General features: G+C 63.8%; 18 protein-coding genes. 6 read left to right on the plus strand and 12 right to left on the minus strand.

Features of this window, described 5'->3' with window-relative positions; translation table 11 throughout:
* Window positions 1-153 precede the first annotated feature (153 nt).
* The 4 genes from BN1124_RS17950 to ribH are packed head-to-tail and all read right to left on the minus strand — an operon-like array spanning window position 154 to window position 2549.
* The gene (locus tag BN1124_RS17950) at window positions 154-648 is read right to left on the minus strand and encodes a phosphatidylglycerophosphatase A family protein (RefSeq protein WP_042644151.1); all 495 of its coding nucleotides are present in this window, start codon (window positions 646-648) and stop codon (window positions 154-156) included.
* Window positions 645-1604 (minus strand): thiamine-phosphate kinase, encoded by a 960-nt coding sequence (gene thiL, locus BN1124_RS17955; protein ID WP_042644395.1) that lies wholly within the window; start codon window positions 1602-1604, stop codon window positions 645-647. Before thiL ends, BN1124_RS17950 begins: the two co-directional genes overlap by 4 nt.
* Before the next feature lie 56 nt (window positions 1605-1660).
* Complete coding sequence (gene nusB / locus BN1124_RS17960; protein ID WP_033132386.1) at window positions 1661-2074, minus strand: transcription antitermination factor NusB; 414 nt, start codon at window positions 2072-2074, stop codon at window positions 1661-1663.
* Window positions 2075-2078: 4 nt separating this feature from the next.
* The gene (gene ribH, locus BN1124_RS17965) at window positions 2079-2549 is read right to left on the minus strand and encodes a 6,7-dimethyl-8-ribityllumazine synthase (protein ID WP_033132387.1); all 471 of its coding nucleotides are present in this window, start codon (window positions 2547-2549) and stop codon (window positions 2079-2081) included.
* A gap of 197 nt (window positions 2550-2746) precedes the next feature.
* Here ribH and BN1124_RS17970 point away from each other — a divergent pair, with 197 nt between their 5' ends.
* Complete coding sequence (locus BN1124_RS17970) at window positions 2747-4003, plus strand: S1 family peptidase (protein ID WP_042644152.1); 1257 nt, start codon at window positions 2747-2749, stop codon at window positions 4001-4003.
* Window positions 4004-4124: 121 nt separating this feature from the next.
* On the opposite strand, the gene ribBA is transcribed toward BN1124_RS17970, so the two are convergent.
* The 7 genes from ribBA to torS all read right to left on the minus strand — a co-directional run bounded on the left by ribBA (window position 4125) and on the right by torS (window position 12898).
* On the minus strand, window positions 4125-5234 hold the full coding sequence (gene ribBA, locus BN1124_RS17975) for a bifunctional 3,4-dihydroxy-2-butanone-4-phosphate synthase/GTP cyclohydrolase II (RefSeq protein ID WP_042644154.1): 1110 nt from the start codon (window positions 5232-5234) through the stop codon (window positions 4125-4127).
* A gap of 289 nt (window positions 5235-5523) precedes the next feature.
* Window positions 5524-6177 (minus strand): riboflavin synthase, encoded by a 654-nt coding sequence (locus BN1124_RS17985; protein ID WP_042644156.1) that lies wholly within the window; start codon window positions 6175-6177, stop codon window positions 5524-5526.
* 131 nt (window positions 6178-6308) lie between these two features.
* Entirely contained in the window at window positions 6309-7418 is a 1110-nt protein-coding gene (gene ribD, locus BN1124_RS17990) for a bifunctional diaminohydroxyphosphoribosylaminopyrimidine deaminase/5-amino-6-(5-phosphoribosylamino)uracil reductase RibD (protein ID WP_042644158.1), read from the minus strand.
* 143 nt (window positions 7419-7561) lie between these two features.
* Entirely contained in the window at window positions 7562-8011 is a 450-nt protein-coding gene (nrdR, locus tag BN1124_RS17995; RefSeq protein ID WP_033132390.1) for a transcriptional regulator NrdR, read from the minus strand.
* A 163-nt stretch (window positions 8012-8174) separates the two neighbouring features.
* Window positions 8175-8603 carry a ParB N-terminal domain-containing protein gene (locus tag BN1124_RS18000; protein ID WP_042644160.1) on the minus strand — a complete coding sequence of 143 codons (429 nt, stop codon included), beginning with the start codon at window positions 8601-8603 and terminating at the stop codon, window positions 8175-8177.
* A gap of 103 nt (window positions 8604-8706) precedes the next feature.
* Window positions 8707-9960: a serine hydroxymethyltransferase gene (gene glyA, locus BN1124_RS18005; RefSeq protein ID WP_042644162.1), complete on the minus strand. Its 1254-nt coding sequence runs from the start codon at window positions 9958-9960 to the stop codon at window positions 8707-8709.
* Window positions 9961-10090: 130 nt separating this feature from the next.
* Entirely contained in the window at window positions 10091-12898 is a 2808-nt protein-coding gene (torS, locus tag BN1124_RS18010) for a TMAO reductase system sensor histidine kinase/response regulator TorS (RefSeq protein ID WP_042644164.1), read from the minus strand.
* Between the two features lie 69 nt (window positions 12899-12967).
* On the opposite strand from torS, the gene torT reads away from it, so the two are divergent.
* The 3 genes from torT (at window position 12968) to BN1124_RS18025 (ending at window position 14857) form a co-directional block, all read left to right on the plus strand.
* Entirely contained in the window at window positions 12968-14020 is a 1053-nt protein-coding gene (gene torT / locus BN1124_RS18015) for a TMAO reductase system periplasmic protein TorT (protein WP_042644166.1), read from the plus strand.
* Between the two features lie 107 nt (window positions 14021-14127).
* Window positions 14128-14412 (plus strand): hypothetical protein, encoded by a 285-nt coding sequence (locus tag BN1124_RS18020; RefSeq protein WP_082041666.1) that lies wholly within the window; start codon window positions 14128-14130, stop codon window positions 14410-14412.
* A gap of 40 nt (window positions 14413-14452) precedes the next feature.
* Window positions 14453-14857 (plus strand): GFA family protein, encoded by a 405-nt coding sequence (locus BN1124_RS18025; protein WP_042644170.1) that lies wholly within the window; start codon window positions 14453-14455, stop codon window positions 14855-14857.
* A gap of 81 nt (window positions 14858-14938) precedes the next feature.
* Here the strand turns inward: BN1124_RS18025 and torR are convergent, their stop codons facing one another.
* Window positions 14939-15652: a two-component system response regulator TorR gene (torR, locus tag BN1124_RS18030; RefSeq protein ID WP_042644172.1), complete on the minus strand. Its 714-nt coding sequence runs from the start codon at window positions 15650-15652 to the stop codon at window positions 14939-14941.
* A gap of 146 nt (window positions 15653-15798) precedes the next feature.
* Between torR and torC the strand changes: the two genes are divergently transcribed.
* Both torC and torA read left to right on the plus strand, forming a co-directional pair.
* Window positions 15799-16962 carry a pentaheme c-type cytochrome TorC gene (gene torC, locus BN1124_RS18035; RefSeq protein WP_042644174.1) on the plus strand — a complete coding sequence of 388 codons (1164 nt, stop codon included), beginning with the start codon at window positions 15799-15801 and terminating at the stop codon, window positions 16960-16962.
* A gap of 23 nt (window positions 16963-16985) precedes the next feature.
* Window positions 16986-19478, plus strand: coding sequence for a trimethylamine-N-oxide reductase TorA (gene torA / locus BN1124_RS18040; protein WP_042644176.1), 2493 nt, complete (start codon window positions 16986-16988; stop codon window positions 19476-19478).
* The last annotated feature ends 47 nt before the right edge of the window (window positions 19479-19525 follow it).

Consider the following 19525-nt stretch of genomic DNA (forward strand, 5'->3'; position numbering starts at 1 on the left):
ACGGGGTGAATAACCCGGCGATCGGGCACCACCGAAGGCGATAAGACTCAGCCTATCCAGCCGGCCAGCAACTGCATGCAGGATGGGACGAATTACCCGGCGATCAGATAGATCGCCGAATATGATGCCCAGCCTGGCCCAAGGCGATGGAGCTTAGCCTATCCAGGCAGCTAGCAACTGCATGCACAGCAGGGCGAACAGGCCGGCGATCAGATCGTCGAGCATGATGCCCAGGCCGCCGTGGATACGGCGATCGAACCAGGAGATGGGCCAGGGCTTGAGCACGTCGAACAGCCGGAACAGCACGAAACCGGCAAACACCCACTCCCAGCCGGCGGGGGCCGCTATCATGGTCACCCCGAAGCCAATCACCTCGTCCCAGACGATGGCGCCGTGATCCGGCATGCCGATGGCATCGGTGGCGCCCTGGCAGATCCAGATCCCCGCCACGAAGCCCAGCGCCAGCAAGGCGACGAACCAGGGGGTAGAAAGGCCGCTCACCAGCAGATAGAGCGGAATGGCGACTAAGGTCCCCATGGTGCCCGGCGCCTTGGGAGAGAGGCCGGCACCGAAGCCCACCGCCAGCAGGTGGCGCGGGTTCCTCAGGTTCAGCCGTTTCAACTCGGGCTTTATCATCAACAGGCTCATGCGAAGTGATCCCATCCCTTGAGTTCAAGCTCCACCGTTTGCTCGCCTCGCACATAGTCGATGCCGGGGTCGCCGGCCAGGATCCGGCCGATGCGGGTGAACTTAACGCCGCAGTTCGCCAGCGCCGTGTCCAGAGCGCCGTGATGCTCCTGTGGCACTGTGAAGCAGAGCTCGTAGTCATCTCCCCCCGCCAGCGCCAGCTGCCAGGCATCCCGTTCCGGCACCGCATCCTGTAGCACGGGCGAGAGCGGCAGCAGACCGAGATCGATTTGTGCCCGCACGCCGGATGCCTTGAGGATGTGGCCAAGATCCGAAGCCAGACCGTCGGAGAGATCCAGCGCACTGCCCGCCAAGCCACGCAGGGCCTGGCCGGCCAGGATGCGGGGATGGGGGTGATCGAGGCGCGGCAGCACGGCGGCCAGCTGGTTCTCGTTGAGGGTGCGCTTGCCCAGCAAATGAGAGAGCGCGAGCGCCGCGTCCCCCAGGGTGCCGGTGACATAGATGCCGTCACCGGCCTTGGCGCCGCTGCGCAGCAGGGCGCGCCCGGTTGGCACAGAGCCCTTCACCGAGACGGTGATGGAGAGCGGGCCCCGGGTCATGTCCCCGCCCACCAGGGCCACGTTGTAGTACTCGGCAAGCTCGAGGAAGCCCTCGGCGAAGCCGGCGACCCAGGCCTCGTTGATGGCCGGCAGGGTCAGCGCCATCGAGACCCAGCGCGGCTCGGCCCCCATGGCGGCGAGATCGGACAGATTGACCGCCAGCGCCTTGTAGCCGAGATCCACCGGATCCATGTCGGGAAAGAAATGCACGCCGCTCACCAGGGTATCCGTGCTCACCGCCAGCTGGGTATCGGCAGGCAGGGTCAGCAGGGCGCAGTCATCTCCAGGGCCCATCACCACGTCCTTGCGGGCGTGGGGGACCTTGAAGTACTTCTCAATCAGCTCAAATTCACCCATACAGTAAAAAGCCAGCATTTAGCTGGCTCCTCTCTTAATGCGGATGGACCACGGGATCAACGCTTCGGCAGCGTCTTGATCACCTTGTCCAGTACGCCGTTGACAAACTTGTGGCTGTCATCGGCGGCGAAGGCTTTGGCCAGCTCGATCGCTTCGTTGATCACCACGCGCGGCGGCACATCATCACGACGGGTCAGCTCGTAGGTCGCCAGACGCAGGATCGCCTTGTCCACCATGTCCACTTCGTCCAGCGGACGGGAGAGGAAAGGAGAAAACACCTTGTCCAGCTCGCTGCAGTGGAGGGCTACCCCGAACAGCAGATCGCGGAAATAGCTCAGGTCCACACCCTTGGTGTCCTGATCGATCTTGAACTGCTCTTCGATGTCGCCCACGTTAGCCTTGGTCATCTGCCACTGGTAGATGGCCTGGGTGGCGCAATGGCGGGCCTTACGGCGCTCAGACGGTTTCAATGTATTATTCCTCAAGCAGTTTCAGTACGTTGATCATTTCGAGCGCACTCAGTGCAGCCTCTGCACCCTTGTTACCCGCCTTGGTACCGGCGCGCTCGATGGCTTGTTCGATGTTTTCGGTGGTCAGCACGCCGAAGGCAACGGGAATTTCATATTCCATCATTACCTGGGCCAGACCCTTGCCGTTCTCGCTCGCCACCAGTTCGAAGTGGTAGGTACCACCACGGATGACGGTGCCGAGGGCGACGATGGCATCGTATTGACCACTCTTGGCCAGCTTCTTGGCTGCCAAGGGGATTTCGACGGCACCCGGCACGCGCACCAGGGTCAGATTGCTGTCCTGCACCTGGCCTTGACGCTTGAGCACGTCCAGTGCGCCGTTCACCAGGCTGTCATTGATGAAGCTGTTGAAACGGGCAACGACAATAGCAACACGCGCCTCGGGAGCCGCGATATTTCCTTCGATAATCTTCATTGGAAATCCTGTCTCTGTGCAATCAAAAAGGGCCGGGGTCAAAAGTGCGCACATTCTAGCACAAAGGCAATGGGACAAAAACAGGCATCACCCTTCCGGTCAGCAACCCCTTATTAATTTTTTTCTTAACTGCTCCGACCTGCTAATAATACGCGCGCCTGTCACGGGGTAAAAACAATAATATCAAGGAGTTCAATATGTTGTATTTCAAACGCAGCGGCGTCGCGCTCGCATGCCTGCTATCATTTTCCGCTCAGGCCGATACCGGTACGCCACGTATCATAGGTGGTAGCGCCACGACAGCGCCCAGCTGGATGGCGGCTGTCGGTGAAGTCATCGATGGCACCTGGGTCAACTTCTGCGGCGGTACCCTGATCGACAGTCAGTGGGTGCTGACCGCAGCCCACTGTGTTGCCGATGCCCAGTCCGGCCCCATGGAAGTAGCCATCGGTGTGACGGATCTGAGCCGTCCCCACACCCGCAGCAGAGTCGACCAGGTGCTGATGCATCCCGAGTACTATCAGAATCTGTTGAACAATCTCGGGAGCCCCGACAAGACGCCTTCCTCCTCGGATGTGGCCCTGCTGCACTTGGCCAATCCTGTCTCCCTCGCTCCCATCACTATTGCCGATCAGACGACCAAGGACACCTGGCAGGTGGGCACAACCCTGCTGAATGCCCTCGGATACGGTGGTACCAACCCTGCCGCGACCAAAGCCAGTTTGCAGCTGCTGGCGGTGGATCTCGCCTATCAGGGGGAACGAGACCGCTGGTATGGCGATCAGACCACCACTCACATCTTCGCTGGCAACCTGCTCGGGCAGGACACCTGCAAGGGCGACAGTGGCGGCCCGTTAACCTATGGGGGAGAACTGGTCGGCGTAACCAGCTACGGCGCCTATCCCTGTGCAACCGGCAGTGCCGGTGGCTATGTCTACGCCCCGGATTTCAAGGGGTGGATTTCCAGCCAGCAACAGGGGGTCACCCTGACCACCATCCGCGGCCTCATTCTGCCTCAAGGGACCAGTGGCTGGGCCGACTACCAACTCGCCAACCGCACAACTCAAGCCTTGACCCTGAGTAACTTCTACAGCGATGCTCCAGCCATGCTCAATGGCTGCCCCAGCCGCCTGGAAGCGGGACAGCACTGCTCCCTGCGTCTTCGCGCCGATGCCAACGACACCGTGGGCACACTTCGTCTCCAGGGGGTAGCACTCACCGCCATCGACGAACGAGGGGGGAGTCAGCGTCTTGAAGGCGTGCTGATGAGCATGACCGACAAGCCCCTCCGGACGAATGACACCACTACGACGGGAGCGACGGCGGAAGGTGGTAACACGACAACAACGACTACAACCACCAACTCCACCTCCAATAGCGGTGGGGGCGGTGGCGCCATCGGTCTTGCGAGTCTGTTGTTGCTACCCCTTGCCTGGTTGCGCCGTCGCCGCTAAGGCAATCCCTAAAGGCCAGACAACAAACAATAAGGGATGACCGAGGTCATCCCTTATTTCATTGCATCGAACTTTCCCCAACCCATGCTGAGAAGATACCGTCTTGGGGAGGTCAATATGCCTATTCGCCGACGTATTCCACGACCTCGAGACCGAAGCCACCCAGGGCGTGATATTTCTTGGGCGAGCTCAACAGCCGCATCTTGCCGACCCCCAGGGTCTTTAGGATCTGGGAGCCCACGCCGACCCGGCGCGAGGTGCCCTGCCACTTGGCCCCTTCCGGTTGCAGCCCTTTGTCGGCGGCTTCGAACGCCTTGACCCGGGCCAGCAGCTCGTTGCCGCTGGCTTCCGCCCCCAGGATCACCAGCACGCCGCCCTCTTCGGCGATGCGCGCCATGGATTTCGGCAGCGGCCAGCTACGGGCGCTGTGACGGTCGGTGTGCAGCAGATCGCTCAGCACGTCGTGTAGATGCACTCGCACCAGGGCCGGCTGATCGGCCTGGATCTCACCCTTCCTCAGGGCGAAGTGCACCTGGTTGTCGATGGTGTCGCGGAAGGTGATGAGGTCGAATTCGCCGTACTCGGTGGGCAGCTTGCACTCGGCCACCTTTTCGACCGTGGTTTCGTGCTGGTTGCGGTACTCGATAAGATCCGCGATGGTGCCGAGCTTGATGCCGTGCTGCTCGGCGAAGATCTCCAGATCCGGGCGGCGCGCCATGGAGCCGTCTTCGTTGAGGATCTCGACGATGACGGAGGCCGCCTCGTAACCCGCCAACCGGGCCAGATCGCAGCCTGCCTCGGTGTGACCGGCGCGGGTCAGCACGCCGCCGTCCTGCGCCATCAGCGGGAAGATGTGGCCGGGCTGCACCAGATCCGCAGCCTTGGCGTTCGGGGCCACGGCGGCTTGCACGGTGACGGCACGATCGGCGGCGGAGATGCCGGTGGTCACCCCTTCGGCCGCTTCTATGGTCACGGTGAAGGCGGTGGAAAACTGGGCGTTGTTGCGGTCTACCATCAGCGGCAGCGCCAGCTGTTTGCAGCGATCCCGGGTCAGGGTCAGGCAGATCAGCCCACGGCCATAGCGCGCCATAAAGTTGATGTCTTCAGGACGAACACAGGAGGCGGCCATGATCAGGTCCCCTTCATTCTCCCTGTCTTCGTCATCCATCAGGATCACCATCTTGCCAGCCTTGATATCGGCAATGATTTCCTGGGTTGTACTCAGCGCCATGGGCTACTCCATCAACATGTTTCGGGAATTGAGCCCGTGGGCCCGATTTGATACGGCTTATGTGTTGTTAGATGGGGGCGCTGGCCCCCGTTTCAACCCGGGCGAGATCACAGAAAACCGGTTTGGCGGGCCACTCAGCCAGGCTATCGGGCCGAGCGACGGGCCGGGATCCGTCGCGAGCACTCATCAACAAGGTAAACAACCGCATTTCGCCAGCTGTTTATACCAAAAATAAATATTAAACAGATTACTAAACCACCACATCAATAAATAATGGAATTATTCACCATCACAAGAAGCCGGATTGCGCCAGTTTCTCCAGGGTCAGCGACGAGCCCGCACTCTCCTGTCCCTTGCCTTGCATCAGCCGCTCCAGATAGCGGGCTATCTGATCCACCTCGAGGTTGACCCGATGGCCCGGCTTCCAGCGGGCTATGGTGGTCTCCTGGGCGGTGTGGGGCACTATGGTGAGGCGAAACAGCTTGCCCTGCACGGCATTGACCGTGAGGCTGATGCCATCCACCGCGATGGAGCCCTTCTCGGCGATGTAGCGAGCGAGCTCCGCCGGCGCTTCAATCCAGTATTCGATGGCGCGGCCGCTGCTGGACTTGCTCTTCACCTCGCCGATGCCGTCCACGTGGCCGGAGACCAGGTGGCCGCCGAGGCGCGACGTCGGCATCAAGGCTTTTTCCAGGTTGACGGGATCGCCGACCTTGGCGCTGGCAAAGCCGGTGCGAGACAGGGTTTCCAGCGATACGTCGGCGGTATAACGCTGGTCGCCCAGGGCCACCACCGTCAGGCAGACGCCGTTGGTGGCGATGGAGTCGCCGAGCTTGACGTCGCTAAAGTCGAGGGTCGGCGCGTGCACCGTCAGGGCCATGTCTTCCCCCTGACGACGCAGCTCGGCCAGGGTACCCATGGCTTCGATAATTCCGGTAAACATGCAGATCACCTTGCTGATGACGGGGCCCGCTCAGCCCCGGCCTGTGTTGAATATGAAGAACTGAAGGATCAGCCCCTTTGGCCTTGATGGGAATGGCTTGTTTTCAAGCCACCCACCCTGGCGCTTCGGGGCTAAACGATCTTGGCCGTGATGCGTATGTCCTGCCCCACCAGCCGCACATCCTTGAGGTTGAGCTTGGGCGCCTGGAACAGGCGGGTCAACTCGGGCAGGTGGAACAGACCGCGGCCCTCGTCCCCCAGGAGCTTGGGCGCCTGATAGAGCACCAGCTCATCCACCAGCCCCTTGGTCAGCAGGGCCCCGCACAGCTTTGGCCCCGCCTCCACCAGCACGGAGTTGATGTTGCGCTTGGCCAGCAGCATGAACAGGCTCACCAGATCCAGCTTGCCGTCGAGCAGCGGCAACTCCAGCTGCTGCACCCACTCGGGCCAGTCGCCGGCCACCTTGTGACGGGCCAGCAGCACGGGCCCCGTGGTCTGGAACAGCGGCAAGTCCGGGGTCAGCCGGTTCTGCGAGTCGACGATGACCCGCAGCGGCTGGCGCAGGGCCTCCTTGGGATAGACCGCCTTGACGGAGGGGGGCAGCTCGTCCCAGCGCACGTTCAGGGAGGCGCCGTCGGTCAGCACCGTCTCGGCACTGGAGAGCACGGCATCGTGACGGGCGCGCAGGCGCTGCACGTCGGCACGGGCCAAGGGGCCGGTGATCCACTGGCTCTCGCCGCTCGCCATGGCGGTGCGGCCATCGAGACTCGCGCCGAGCTTGACCGTCACCTGAGGGAAGGCGGTGCGCATCCGCTTGAAGAAGCCGGGATTGAGCGCCTCGGCCTCGGCGCTGAGCAGGCCGAAGTCCGCCTTGATGCCCGCCTCGGACAGCATGCGCAGACCGCGCCCGCCCACCTGGGGATTGGGATCCACCATGGCGGCAACTACCCGGGTCACCCCGGCCTTGATCAGCGCCTCGGCGCAGGGGGGGGTGCGACCGTGGTGGGAGCAAGGCTCCAGGGTCACGTAGGCGGTGGCACCACGGGCCTCTTCTCCGGCGGCATGGAGCGCATAGACCTCGGCGTGGGGTTCGCCGGCACGCTGGTGCCAGCCCTCCCCCACCACCACGCCGGCCTTGACCAGCACGGCGCCGACACAGGGGTTCGGGGCCGTGGTATAGCGGCCACGGCGGGCCAGCTCGAGGGCCCGGTTCATCCATTGATAATCGTCTTGACTAAACATCTGGGCTCCCGTTACAGGCGAGAAAATGGGTTATATGGCGCCGGCCTATTTTTCCAGCTTGGCGATCTCTTCACCGACCTCACGGATGTCTTCGACTCCTGAGGTAGAGAGGGGCGAAGCGAATAATGCCTTGCTCACCCTCGTTACTTCTCCAGCTTGGCAATCTCTTCGCCAAACTCGCGGATGTCTTCGAAGCTGCGATAGACGGAGGCGAAGCGAATATAGGCCACCTTGTCGAGGGTCTTGAGCTCATCCATCACCAGGTTGCCTAGCAGTTGGGAGGCAACCTCGCGCTCGCCGGTGGCGCGCAGGCGGGACTTGATGTGATTGATCCCCTTCTCGATGGCTTCCATGCTCACCGGCCGCTTCTCCAGCGCCCGCAGTATGCCGCCGCGCAGCTTGTCTTCGTTGAAGGGTTCGCGGGAGCCGTTGGACTTGATGATGCGGGGCATCACCAGCTCGGCCATCTCGAAGGTGGTGAAGCGCTCGTGGCAGAGCAAGCACTCGCGGCGTCGGCGCACCTGGTGGCCTTCTGCCACCAGACGGGAATCGATCACCTTGGTATCAACGGCACTACAGAAAGGGCAATGCATCGGACCTCCGGCGCAAACTCAGGGCAAGTAAAGGGTCACCTGCCATTGGGGTCAGGATCTTGGCCTGCCAGTGTAACATGGCCACCCAAAACCGGTAAAAGCCCAGAAAAAACAATGCCACCCGTGGATGGCATCGAGGCTGCACCGAGAATGGCCGCCGCCATCAGTCGTCATAGGGCAAGGCATCGGGATCGCAGTCTACATGGTCGGGCGCCGGATCCTGCTCGAACTGCACTGCATCTATGTGGGTGGCCCCCTGCATCAGCGCCTTGCTCACCCTGTGCATGCCATCCATCACCCGGCCCTCGCTGTCGAGGATGATGGGATAGGCGAGATCGGCGGCCAGCATCAGCTGGCAGTGCTCCACTATGCTGCGCACCGTGGGCTTCACGCTGCCATGCCCGTACCAGTGCTCCCTGTCGAGTTCGGCAATCTGCCCAAGCGGCACAGAGCGTACCGGCAACCCGCGCCCCAGCCTTATCAGTCGGCGCACATCCCAGGCCAACAGGCCCTCCGGGCTCGGGCGAAAGTGATACTGGACGCGGATGGCAGAGATGAGTTCCTCATCGCTGAGCAAGGTCTGATATGGCATGGCGCCTCCTCGGTCGAAAGAATGCGCCCCATGGCGAGGCCGGAGCAGAAACAACAATGCCACCCGAGGGTGGCATTGTTTTTATACCAGAGTCTCTGGCGTATCAGGCATAAACCGGCAGACGACGGCAGATATCCAGCACTTTCTCACGCACGGTGGCCAGCACTTCGTCGTTGTCGTGGTTGTCCAGCACGTCGCAGATCCAGCCAGCCAGCTGCTTGCTCTCGGCTTCCTTGAAGCCGCGGCGAGTGATGGCCGGGGTACCCAGACGCACACCGGAGGTGACGAAGGGAGAGCGCGGGTCGTTCGGCACCGAGTTCTTGTTGACGGTGATGTTGGCCTTGCCCAGTGCGGCATCGGCTTCTTTACCGGTCAGCTCGCGGCCGATCAGATCCACCAGCATGAGGTGGTTGTCGGTACCGCCGGAGACGATCTTGTAACCACGGCTCAGGAACACCTCGACCATGGCCTTGGCGTTCTTGACGACCTGAGCCTGGTAGGTCTTGAACTCGGGCTCAAGCGCTTCCTTGAAAGCCACGGCCTTGCCGGCGATGACGTGCATCAGCGGGCCGCCCTGGCCGCCCGGGAAGACGGCGGAGTTCAGCTTCTTGTAGAGCTCTTCGTCATCGGCGGCGGAGAGGATCAGACCACCACGCGGACCGGCCAGGGTCTTGTGGGTGGTGGAGGTGACCACGTGAGCGTGGGGCACCGGGTTCGGGTAGACGCCAGCGGCGATCAGACCGGCCACGTGAGCCATGTCGACGAACAGCCAGGCACCGATCTTGTCGGCGATCTCGCGCATGCGGGCCCAATCAACGATACCGGAATAGGCGGAGAAGCCACCGATCATCATCTTCGGCTTGTGCTCGACGGCCAGACGTTCCATCTCGTCGTAGTCGATCTTGCCGGATTCATCGATGCCGTAGGGGATGATGTTGTACAGCTTGCCGGAGAAGTTGACCGGGGAGCCGTGGGTCAGGTGACCACCGTGGGCCAGGTTCATGCCCAGCACGGTGTCGCCCGGCTGCAGCAGGGCCATGTAGACGGCGCTGTTGGCCTGGGAGCCGGAATGCGGCTGCACGTTGGCGTAAGTGGCACCAAACAGTTCCTTGGCGCGCTCGATGGCCAGGGTCTCAACCACGTCCACATACTCGCAACCGCCGTAGTAACGCTTGGCCGGGTAGCCTTCTGCGTACTTGTTGGTCAGCTGGGAGCCCTGGGCTTCCATGACACGGGGGCTGGTGTAGTTCTCAGACGCGATCAGCTCAATATGCTCTTCCTGACGACGGGTCTCGTCGGTAATGGCCTGCCACAGCTCGGGATCGTAGCCGGCGATGGTCATGTCACGTTTCAACATCCGTTTATCTCCTGAAAATCGTTTGCGCGATAGGTGAAGTGGGCCCGCGCATTGTAACGTGAGCGAGATCAAAGAGACAGTCCAACCACCTAAAAAAATGTTGAATCTATGTTGCAAAATGCACATTTATTCAGTCGGCGGCCACGCTTTTCGTCGCCAGCCAGCGCCGCAACGCCTCCATGGTCTCCTCGAACACGGCGGTCAGGGTCGCCGGATCGCCGCCCCCCGCCTCCAGCTCGGCGCAGTGCGTCGCAAGCTCGCTCAAGCCCAGCGCCAGGGCGCTGCCCTTGAGCTTGTGGGCCCATTGTCGCCGCGCCTCTCCGGGCTCGCTCGCTACCAGTTCCGCCACCAGTTCGGTGCCCTGTGACTCGAACAAGGCGATCAGCTGGCGGATGCGCGCCAGACCCAGCACGGGCAGATCCGCCTCCAGCATCGTATTGCCCGCAGCCAGCCGTGGCGTCGTGGCCTCAGTACCGGCGGGCGAGGCGTCTTCCTCCTTACATTGACGCGCGATGGCGCCGGCCAGGGCCGCCAGCCGCACCGGCTTGCCGACGAAATCGGCGAAGCCCGCCGCCAGGCAGTGACGAATATCCTCCGGGTACATCTGGGCCGAGACGGCGATGGCGGGCAGCGCCCGGCCATGGACCTCCTCGCTGATGGCGGCGAGATCTTCCCGCAGGCTGATGCCGTCCATGTCCGGCAGGTTGATATCGAGCAGCGCCAGATCGAATGCCCGCTCGGTCACCAGCGCCAGCGCGGTGCGGCCGTCCTCCGCCAGGGTGACGCCGTGGCCGAGGCGCGCCAGCATGCCCTGGGCCACCAGCCGGTTGATCTCGTTGTCTTCCACCAGCAGGATCTCCCTTGGCCGACAGAGGTGGAAGGGCTGCGGCTCCGTGGGCAGGAGTGCGGCCGAACGTTGCAGTGGCAGGCTAAAGCTGAAGCGGCATCCCTTCCCCGGCTCGCTGGACAACAGCAGCTCGCCCCCCATGGCGCTCACCAACTTCTGGCTGATGGCGAGGCCAAGCCCGGTGCCCCCCTGATGGCCCATGTCCCGCTTGCGCTGGCGGAATGCCTCGAACACCAGTTGCTGCTCATCGCCCGGGATGCCGGGGCCGGTGTCCTGCACCACGAACTCGATGCAGGGCTCGGCGCAGGGGCCATAGCACGCCAGCGGCCTCACCGTCAGGCTGATGCGCCCCTCCCGGGTGAACTTGACCGCATTGCCGAGCAGGTTCGCGAGCACCTGGCGCAGCTTGCCCATGTCCCCCTCCACCACGGGAGGCAGGGTGTCGGCACAGGCCAGCTCGAGGCGCAGCCCCTTGGCCTCGGCCCTTGGCCGAAAAAGGGTGCAGAGATCCTCTGCCAACTGGTGCAGCGGGAAGGGATCGCGGCGCACCTCCACATGGCCCGCCTCTATCTTGGAGTAGTCGAGGATGTCGTTGAGGATCTCCAGCAGGGATTCGCCGCTGTGGCCGATGGCGGCCAGGTAGCGCTGCTGCTCCGGGCTAAGCCGGGTATCTTCCAGCAGGCTGAGCCCCCCCAGGATACCGTTCATGGGGGTGCGGATCTCGTGGCTCATGGTGGCGAGGAAGACCGACTTGGCCCGGTTGGCCTGCTCCGCCTCGGCGCGGGCCAGTCGCTGCTTCTCCACCTCTTCGTTGAGGCGCTCATTGGCATGGCTGAGCTGGCCGGTGCGCTCCTCCACCCTTGACTCTAGCTCCCGCTGATAGCGATCGAGCTCGATGGCGTTGTCACGAAACACCCGCAGGGCCCGGCCGAGCTCGGCCAGTTCATCCTGCCCCTGTGCCCTGAAGGACAGGGGCGCCAGATCCCCCCGCGCCAGCCGGCTCATCCCCTCCACCGCGTGTTGCAGCGGCCAGACGATGCGGCCGTAGACAATGCGCCACATCAGCAGGATCAAGAGGCCAAGGGTGAGCAGGCCGATCAGCACCAGGGCCTGCTCCACCAGTTGCAGTCGCTCCCGCAGCGCCTGCTGGCTCTGGCCGAGGGCGTCCCGCGCCCCCGTCACCAGACTGTCGACCTGCTGGTTGAGGCTCGCCATCATGACCTCGTTGGCCGAGGCCAGCACCCGCAGCGCCTCCCCCTTGCCGAGCCAGTCGCTACGCAGTTGCACCAGCTTGTCGCTCTGCCCGAGCAGCGCCAGCGCCTGCTCCACCGATGCCCGGCGACCGGGATCCGTCACGGCGCCGGCCCGCAACTGCAAGATGGCCAGGGCCTTGCGGCTCTCCTCTTGCAACCGCTGCAGGGCGGGTTGTTGTTCGCTGCGCCAGATCTCCTCGATGCGCTGCTGCTGCATCAGGGTGCGGTGGCGCAGTTCCGTCATCTGCTCAAGCCAGTCGAGATCCTGCTCCAGCAGGCGATCGAGCACCCCATGGGCGGGCGCACCCTGCAACCCATAGAGGGAGCCCATGCCCGCCACCATCACTGTCTCGGCGTTTTCCATCTGGCTGCGGGCCAGCTCCGCCGCCTGGCCGGCGGCGCCCACCAGCCGGGCGCGCAGCGCATTGCCTTCGGCCATCAGGCCCAGCCGCTCCCCCACCAGCCAGCCCTGTTGCCCCAGGTTGCCGATGATGGTCTGGCTGAGGCGATGGAGCTGCGCCAGATCTCCCTCGGTGCCGAGCCTGTCCAGCACCTGTTGCATCTGCTGCCCCTGCAGGGTCAGCAGGCGTCCCTGATGCTCACGCTCGGCCTCGCTGCTCGCCATGGCCAGCAGGTGGGACGAGTTCTGGATCTCACCGCCAAGGCGCGCCAGGGTGCGGGCGCTCTCCTGGCTCGCCAGGGTCTGCTGCACCCCCTGCTCCAGCTGACGCAGGCGATTGAGCCCGACCCAGCCCAGCAGGGAGGCGCTTAAGGTCAGCAATGCCATCAGGGAGAAGGCCAGCAGCAACTTGCCGCCGAGGCCGGAAAACATTCGCACGGAGGATCCTTGGTTGTGATCGGTTTTGTCCGGATAATGGGGCCTCACACTTTAACAAAACCCTCTGCCATGCGAAGCCTCTCTCTGTGCATTCTGCTCGCGCTGCTCGCCCGTCCCGCCCTCGCCTTCGAGGTGGAGCACTGGCCGGACGGCGCCTTCACCGGCCAGCCCGAACGGTTGCAATGGGCCGGGCCCGCGCCCCTCGCCAAGCCCTTGACCCTGTGCGCCCTCTACCCCCATCTGCGGGATGCTTACTGGCTGTCGGTCAATCAGGGCATGGTGGAGGAGGCCAAGCGACTGGGCGCCCGGGTGCGGATCCACGAGGCGGGGGGCTACGGAGCCCTGGCCGAGCAGCGCAAGCAGCTGCGCCAATGCGCCGACGAGGGGAGTGACGCCATCCTGCTCGGTGCTGTCAGCTATGACGGCCTGGCTGAGGCCATCAAGCAAGCGCCCCTGCCGGTGTTCGGTCTGGTCAACGATCTCGCCCCCGGCCTCGCCATCGCCCAGGTCGGCGTGCCCTGGCAACAGATGGGCTGGCGCATCGGCCACTGGCTGGCAGAGCGCCACCCGGCGGGCAGCCCGCCCGTCTCGGTCGCCCTCTTCCCGGGGCCCGACTCCGGTGGCGGCACCTCCTTCATCGAGTCCGGTTTCCAGGACGCCATTCGTGGCAGCGCCATCAAGCTCGTCACCACGATGCGCGGCGACAACAGCCGCGAGATCCAGCGTACCCTGGTGCAGCAGACCCTGAGCCGCCATCCCGACCTCGACTACCTGGTGGGGGGTGCCATCGCCGCCGAGGTGGCGGTCAACGAGCTGGCCCAGCATCAGGCCGGGCATCCCTGGGTGCTCTCCATCTACTTCAGTCACGGCGTCCAGCGCGGCCTGCTGCGCGGCAAGATCCTCGCCGCCAACAGCGATCAGATGCGCGAGCAGGGGCGCCTCGCGGTGGCGCAGGCGGTCTGCCTGCTCCGGCAGCCGGATGCCAGCGAGGCCCAGTGCCCTCGGGTCATGGGGCCTCCCATCCTGACCCTGACAGCCCCCCTGAGCTCGCCGGAAGACTCGCTGTCGGATGGGGATTTTCGCCCCGTCTACCGGGTCGGCCTGGACCCGGCAAGCCCCTAGACCAAAACCCGAAGCGGATCACAATCCCCCCTCGGCGGTTCTTGTAACATATTCATTCGAATAGCATTTAAGTCTGGAACCACACAGGGCAAACGGGGAGAGTCGTGATGGAGCATCTGCTGACCTTTATCATTCTGGTGGTCTTCTTTCTGTTCTACTGGATCTACTACAGCCATCAGCGCAAGCGCGTTCCCGCCACCCCCTGGGAGGAGGTGCCCACCCGGGCCCAGTACCTGAGCGCCCACCCGGAGGCGGTGGACGGCAAGATAGTGTTCTGCCGCCACTGCGGTCACCACAAACAACTGGAAGTCGGTCTGGTGCATCTGGCGGATTTTCGGCGCGAATGGGCCTGTGCCAAGTGCAAGCGGGTGCTGTTTCGTGCCGAGGAATAACCGCCAGGCCTGACACAGCGGCCAGACATGAGGAAGAGAGATGAAGATGTTACACGCCAGCTGCCTGTGCGGCGCCGTCAAGCTGCGCCTGCCGGACCGCTTCGACTACATGGGCAACTGCCATTGTGGCGAGTGCCGCAAGTTTTCCGGCTCGGATTACGCCTCGGTGGGCGGGCTGGACGGGGACAAGGTGGAGATAGTGAAGGGAGGCGACGCCATCGCCCGCTTCCAGAAGTCGGAGGAGACCAGCCTCGCCTTCTGCCGCCACTGCGGCTCCAGCCTGTTCAGCCAGAAGCGCAGCAGCGGCAAGATCAACCTGCGGCTCGGGGTGCTGGACGAGGTGCCGAGCCAGCAGCCCGGCTTTCACATCTTCGTCGGATCCAAGGCACCCTGGCACCGGATAGGGGACGACTGCCCGCAGTTTGAGACCCGACCACCGGCCTGATGGCAGAGCAACCCACTATTTATTACAAAATCACTTATTAAATAATTCACAAAAGGCACTAAAAACAGCCTGATTTACTGCCTACGGCGCTATCTGACCGGCGAACAGGTAACCCTCGCCGTGGACGGTGACAAACAGCTGGGGATCCCGCGGATCCTCCTCCAGCTTTCCCCTCAAGCGGCGGATCAACACGTCTATGGTGCGATCGCTCGGCCCGTCCCCGCGATGGGTCACCAGGGAGAGGATCCGCTCCCGGCTAAGCACCCGACCCGCATGGGCGACGAACACCACCAGCACCTCGTATTCCGCCTTGGTGAGGCGCACCGGCACCCCGTCCTTGCTGAGCTGACGGCGGGGAATGTCGAAGCGCCAGGGGCCGAAGCAGACCGCATCGTCATCGGGCTCGCGCACCTCCGAAACCGGGGCCGCCAAGGAGATGCGCCACAGCAGGTTCTTGACCCGCACCAGCAATTCCCTGAGCTCAAACGGCTTGGTGACATAGTCATCGGCCCCCATCTCCAGCCCCACTATTTTGTCCACCGCATCGCTGCGGCCGGTCACCAAGATAATGCCGACCGTGCTGCGGGCTCTGAGCTCACGGGTCAACAGCAGGCCGTCTTCCCCGGGCAGGTTGATGTCCAGCATCACCAGGGCGATGTCCTGCTCCGCCAGGGCGGCTCGCATCCCCTGTCCGTCTTCCACTGCGGTCACGGCATACCCCTCCCGCTCGAAATAGCCGGTCAGCTTCTCGCGGGTCACGACGTCATCTTCGACAACCAGAATGTGGTGGCGCATGGCAGGGCTCGCAGCAGGGAAAGAGGGGAGTATTCTATTCACATTTTTTCATAAATACCCCTAATTCATTAATTTTTACCGGCAACCCTGTTCACAGCCGCTCCCTATCATGGCTCACATCAAAAAAGCGATGTGAGAGACCTTCCATGAAAAAACTGTGGCACTTCCTGCGCACACCCAGCCGCCGCTGGTCGGTGCTGGCGCTGATCCTGGTCGGGGTCGGCGTGACCCTGGCCGGCACCGTCGGCCTGCACTACGGCTTCGAGAAGACCAGCTCCCTGGAGTTCTGCGTCTCCTGCCACTCCATGGAGAGCACCGTCTACCAAGAGTACAAGGAGTCCATCCACTACAAGAACGCCTCCGGGGTGCAGGCGGTCTGTACCGACTGCCACCAGCCCAAGGACTTCGTCGGCAAGGTGGCCCGCAAGATGGAGGCCGCCAACGACCTCTATCAGGAGTACATAGGCCACAGCATCGACACCCAGGAGAAGTTTGAGGACAGGCGCCTGCACCTGGCAGAGAAGGTGTGGGCCCGCATGAGCAGCCAGAACTCCAAGACCTGCAAGTCCTGCCACAGCTACGACAACATGGATCACGCCAAGCAGTCCCCCGCCGCCGCCCTGGCCATGCAGGACGCCGCCGCCAAGAACATGAACTGCATCGAGTGTCACAAGGGCATAGCCCACGAGCTGCCGAACATGGCCGGCGGCTTCCGTGCCACCTTCGCCAGCCTCAAGGAGGCCGCACAGGAGGCTCCCGCCGCCGAGACCCTCTACACCCTGGCCGAGAAAGATCTCTACGCCAGCGAGCAGGGCACCGAGGCCGTCGGCAAGCTGCTGCCCGCCTCCCGCATCCAGGTGCTGGCCCGCAGCGGCGATCGCCTGCAGGTGGTCGTTGAGGGCTGGCGCGAGCGGGACGGCAAGGGCCGGGTGCTGAGCGAATACATGGGCAAGCGGGTGTTCGTGGCCACCTTGCGCGACGAGCTCAAGGCCGGCGAGCAGGTGCTCAAGCAAGAGATGGATGAAGCCACCCAGATCCCCTGGGAGCAGGTCCGGGTCCAGGCCTGGGTCGATGGCAAGGGGCTCGAGTCCTCGCTGCAGCCCATCTGGGACTATGCCGGCGAGATGTACAAGTCCACCTGCAACTCCTGCCACGCGGCGCCAAATCCGGCGCACTTCACCGCCAACGGCTGGATCTCCGGGCTCAAGGCGATGTCCGCCTACTACCGCCTGAGCAAGGAAGAGGAGCGCACCCTGCTCAAATACCTGCAGAACCACGCCGCCGATACCGGCGGTCAGGGTAGCCACTAAGGATTCGTAAGAGGAATAACATCATGATCAATATTTCCCGCCGTGGTTTCCTGGGTGGCCTGCTGGCCAGCGGCGCCAGCGCCCTGATCGGCCCCTCCCTGCTCGGCCGCGCCGTCATGGCCGCCGAGTCCGGTGACAAACTGGTGCAATCGGGCTCCCACTGGGGCGCCTTCCGCGCCCGGGTGGTGGATGGCCGCTGGGTCGAGACCCTGCCGTTCGAGCACGACAAGCACCCGACCGAGATGCTCAAGGGGCTGGCCGAGGTGGTCTACAACCCCTCCCGCATCCGCTACCCCATGGTGCGCCTGGACTGGCGGCGCAAGGGCCACCAGTCCGACACCCGCGAGCGCGGCCAGAACCGCTTCGTGCGGGTGAGCTGGTCCCAGGCCCTGGACTTCTTCTATCACGAGCTGGAGCGGGTGCAGAAGACCCATGGCCCGAGCGCACTCTATGCGGGCCACTCCGGCTGGCAGTCGGTGGGCAAGCTGCACTCCGCCGGTGCCATGCTGGGCCGCGCCATGAACCTGCATGGCACCTATCTCGCCAAGGCCGGCGACTACTCCACCGGCGCCGCCCAGGTGATCCTGCCCCACGTGGCGGGGGCCATGGAGGTGTATGAGCAGCAGACCTCCTGGCCCCTGCTGCTGGAGCACAGCAAGACCATCGTCATCTGGGGTTCGGACCCCATCAAGAACCTGCAGGTGGGCTGGCTGGTGCCGGATCACAGCGTCTACGACTATTGGGCACAGCTCAAAGAGAAGGTGGCCAAGGGGGAGATCCGGGTCATCAGCGTCGATCCGGTCAAGTCCAAGACCCAGAAGTACCTGGGCTGCGAGCAGGTCACCCTCAATCCGCAGACCGACGTGCCGCTGATGCTGGGTATCGCCCACACCCTCTACAGCGAGAAGCTGCACGACGCCAAGTTCCTGAAGAACTACACCACCGGCTTTGACAAGTTCCTGCCCTACCTGCTGGGCGAGAGCGACGGCCAGGTGAAGGGCGCCGACTGGGCGGCCAAGCTGTGTGGCGTGCCCGCCGACACCATCCGCGAGCTGGCCCGCACCATGGCCAGCGGCCGCACCCAGCTCATCGGCGGCTGGTGTGTGCAACGCATGCACCACGGCGAGCAGTACGCCTGGATGCTGGTGGTCGTGGCCTCCATGCTGGGTCAGATCGGTCTGCCCGGCGGCGGCTATGGCTTTGGCTGGCACTACAACGGCGCCGGCACCCTCACCAGCACGGGCCCCATCATGTCCGGGTTCAGCTCCGTCATCCCCGGGGTCAAGCCGATCCACGACGGCGACTGGAAGGGCTACTCCAAGTTCATCCCGGTGGCCCGCTTCGTGGACTGCATCCTCAATCCGGGCAAGACCATCGCCTTCAACGGCCAGACCATTACCTATCCAGAGATGAAGATGGCGGTGTTCTGCGGCAACAACCCCTTCCACCACCAGCAGGATCGCAACAAGATGGTGGCGGCCTGGCGCAAGCTGGAAACCGTGGTGAGCGTGGATCACCAGTGGACCGCGAGCTGCCGCTTCGCCGACATAGTGCTGCCGGCCACGACCACCTACGAGCGGGACGACATAGAGCAGTGGGGCTCCCACTCCAACGCCGGCATCCTGGCCATGCGCAAGGTGGTGGAGCCGCTGTTCGAGGCTCGCGATGACTACGACATCTTCGCCGATCTCTGCCGCCGCTTCGGTCGCGAGGCCGAGTTCACCGGCGGCAAGAGCAAGCTGGAGTGGATCCAGAGCATCTATGACGACGCCCGCCTGCAGGGCCGTGGCATCGGCATCCGCCTGCCCCGCTTCAGCCAGTTCTGGCAGGGTGAAGGCTTCGTCACCTTCCCCGCCGGCCAGCCCTGGGTGCGTCACGAGTCGTTCCGCCAGGAGCCGGATCTGGAGCCGCTGGGCACCCCGTCCGGCCTCATCGAGATCTTCTCCCAGACCATAGCGAACTACGGCTATGCGGACTGCCCCGGCCACCCGGTCTGGATCGAGCCGTTCGAGCGCTCCCACGGCGGCCCGGGCAGCCAGCAGTACCCGCTGCACCTGCAGTCCTGCCACCCGGACAAGCGGCTGCACAGCCAGCTCTGCTCCTCTGATGCCTATCGCGCCACTTACACTGTGCAGGGCCGGGAGCCTGTCTACATGAGCCCCCAGGACGCCAAGGCACGGGGCCTCAAGGACGGGGATCTGGTGCGGGTGTTCAACGGCCGCGGTCAGGTGCTGGCGGGACTGGTGGTCTCCGATGACTATGCTCCCGGCGTGGTGCGCATCCAGGAGGGCGCCTGGTACGGCCCGCTGGAAGGGGGCAAGGTCGGTACCCTCTGTACCTATGGCGACCCCAACGTGCTGACCGCGGACATCGGCTCCTCCAGCCTGGCCCAGGCCACCACGGCCCACACCACGCTGGTGGAGATCGAGAAATTCCAGGGCCAGGCACCGGCGGTCACCGCCTTTGGCGTGCCGGAGTCGGCGGTCGGCATCGACCCCATGTTCCCGGCACTGTGAGCGGGGTCGGCCAAAACCGCCCCTTGAGTTTCCTTTATTTTTAAAGT

Source organism: Aeromonas eucrenophila (assembly GCF_000819865.1).
GTDB classification, from domain to species: domain Bacteria; phylum Pseudomonadota; class Gammaproteobacteria; order Enterobacterales; family Aeromonadaceae; genus Aeromonas; species Aeromonas eucrenophila.

Coding starts and splice junctions, on each gene's coding strand:
- BN1124_RS18025 (WP_042644170.1), top strand. CDS start 14,453: ATGAAGATGTTACACGCCAGCTGCCTGTGCGGCGCCGTCAAGCTGCGC.
- torR (WP_042644172.1), bottom strand. CDS start 15,652: ATGCGCCACCACATTCTGGTTGTCGAAGATGACGTCGTGACCCGCGAG.
- torA (WP_042644176.1), top strand. CDS start 16,986: ATGATCAATATTTCCCGCCGTGGTTTCCTGGGTGGCCTGCTGGCCAGC.
- BN1124_RS17985 (WP_042644156.1), bottom strand. CDS start 6,177: ATGTTTACCGGAATTATCGAAGCCATGGGTACCCTGGCCGAGCTGCGT.
- ribD (WP_042644158.1), bottom strand. CDS start 7,418: ATGTTTAGTCAAGACGATTATCAATGGATGAACCGGGCCCTCGAGCTG.
- BN1124_RS18000 (WP_042644160.1), bottom strand. CDS start 8,603: ATGCCATATCAGACCTTGCTCAGCGATGAGGAACTCATCTCTGCCATC.
- nrdR (WP_033132390.1), bottom strand. CDS start 8,011: ATGCATTGCCCTTTCTGTAGTGCCGTTGATACCAAGGTGATCGATTCC.
- torC (WP_042644174.1), top strand. CDS start 15,799: ATGAAAAAACTGTGGCACTTCCTGCGCACACCCAGCCGCCGCTGGTCG.
- ribH (WP_033132387.1), bottom strand. CDS start 2,549: ATGAAGATTATCGAAGGAAATATCGCGGCTCCCGAGGCGCGTGTTGCT.
- glyA (WP_042644162.1), bottom strand. CDS start 9,960: ATGTTGAAACGTGACATGACCATCGCCGGCTACGATCCCGAGCTGTGG.
- BN1124_RS18020 (WP_082041666.1), top strand. CDS start 14,128: ATGGAGCATCTGCTGACCTTTATCATTCTGGTGGTCTTCTTTCTGTTC.
- torT (WP_042644166.1), top strand. CDS start 12,968: ATGCGAAGCCTCTCTCTGTGCATTCTGCTCGCGCTGCTCGCCCGTCCC.
- BN1124_RS17970 (WP_042644152.1), top strand. CDS start 2,747: ATGTTGTATTTCAAACGCAGCGGCGTCGCGCTCGCATGCCTGCTATCA.
- BN1124_RS17950 (WP_042644151.1), bottom strand. CDS start 648: ATGAGCCTGTTGATGATAAAGCCCGAGTTGAAACGGCTGAACCTGAGG.
- thiL (WP_042644395.1), bottom strand. CDS start 1,604: ATGGGTGAATTTGAGCTGATTGAGAAGTACTTCAAGGTCCCCCACGCC.
- ribBA (WP_042644154.1), bottom strand. CDS start 5,234: ATGGCGCTGAGTACAACCCAGGAAATCATTGCCGATATCAAGGCTGGC.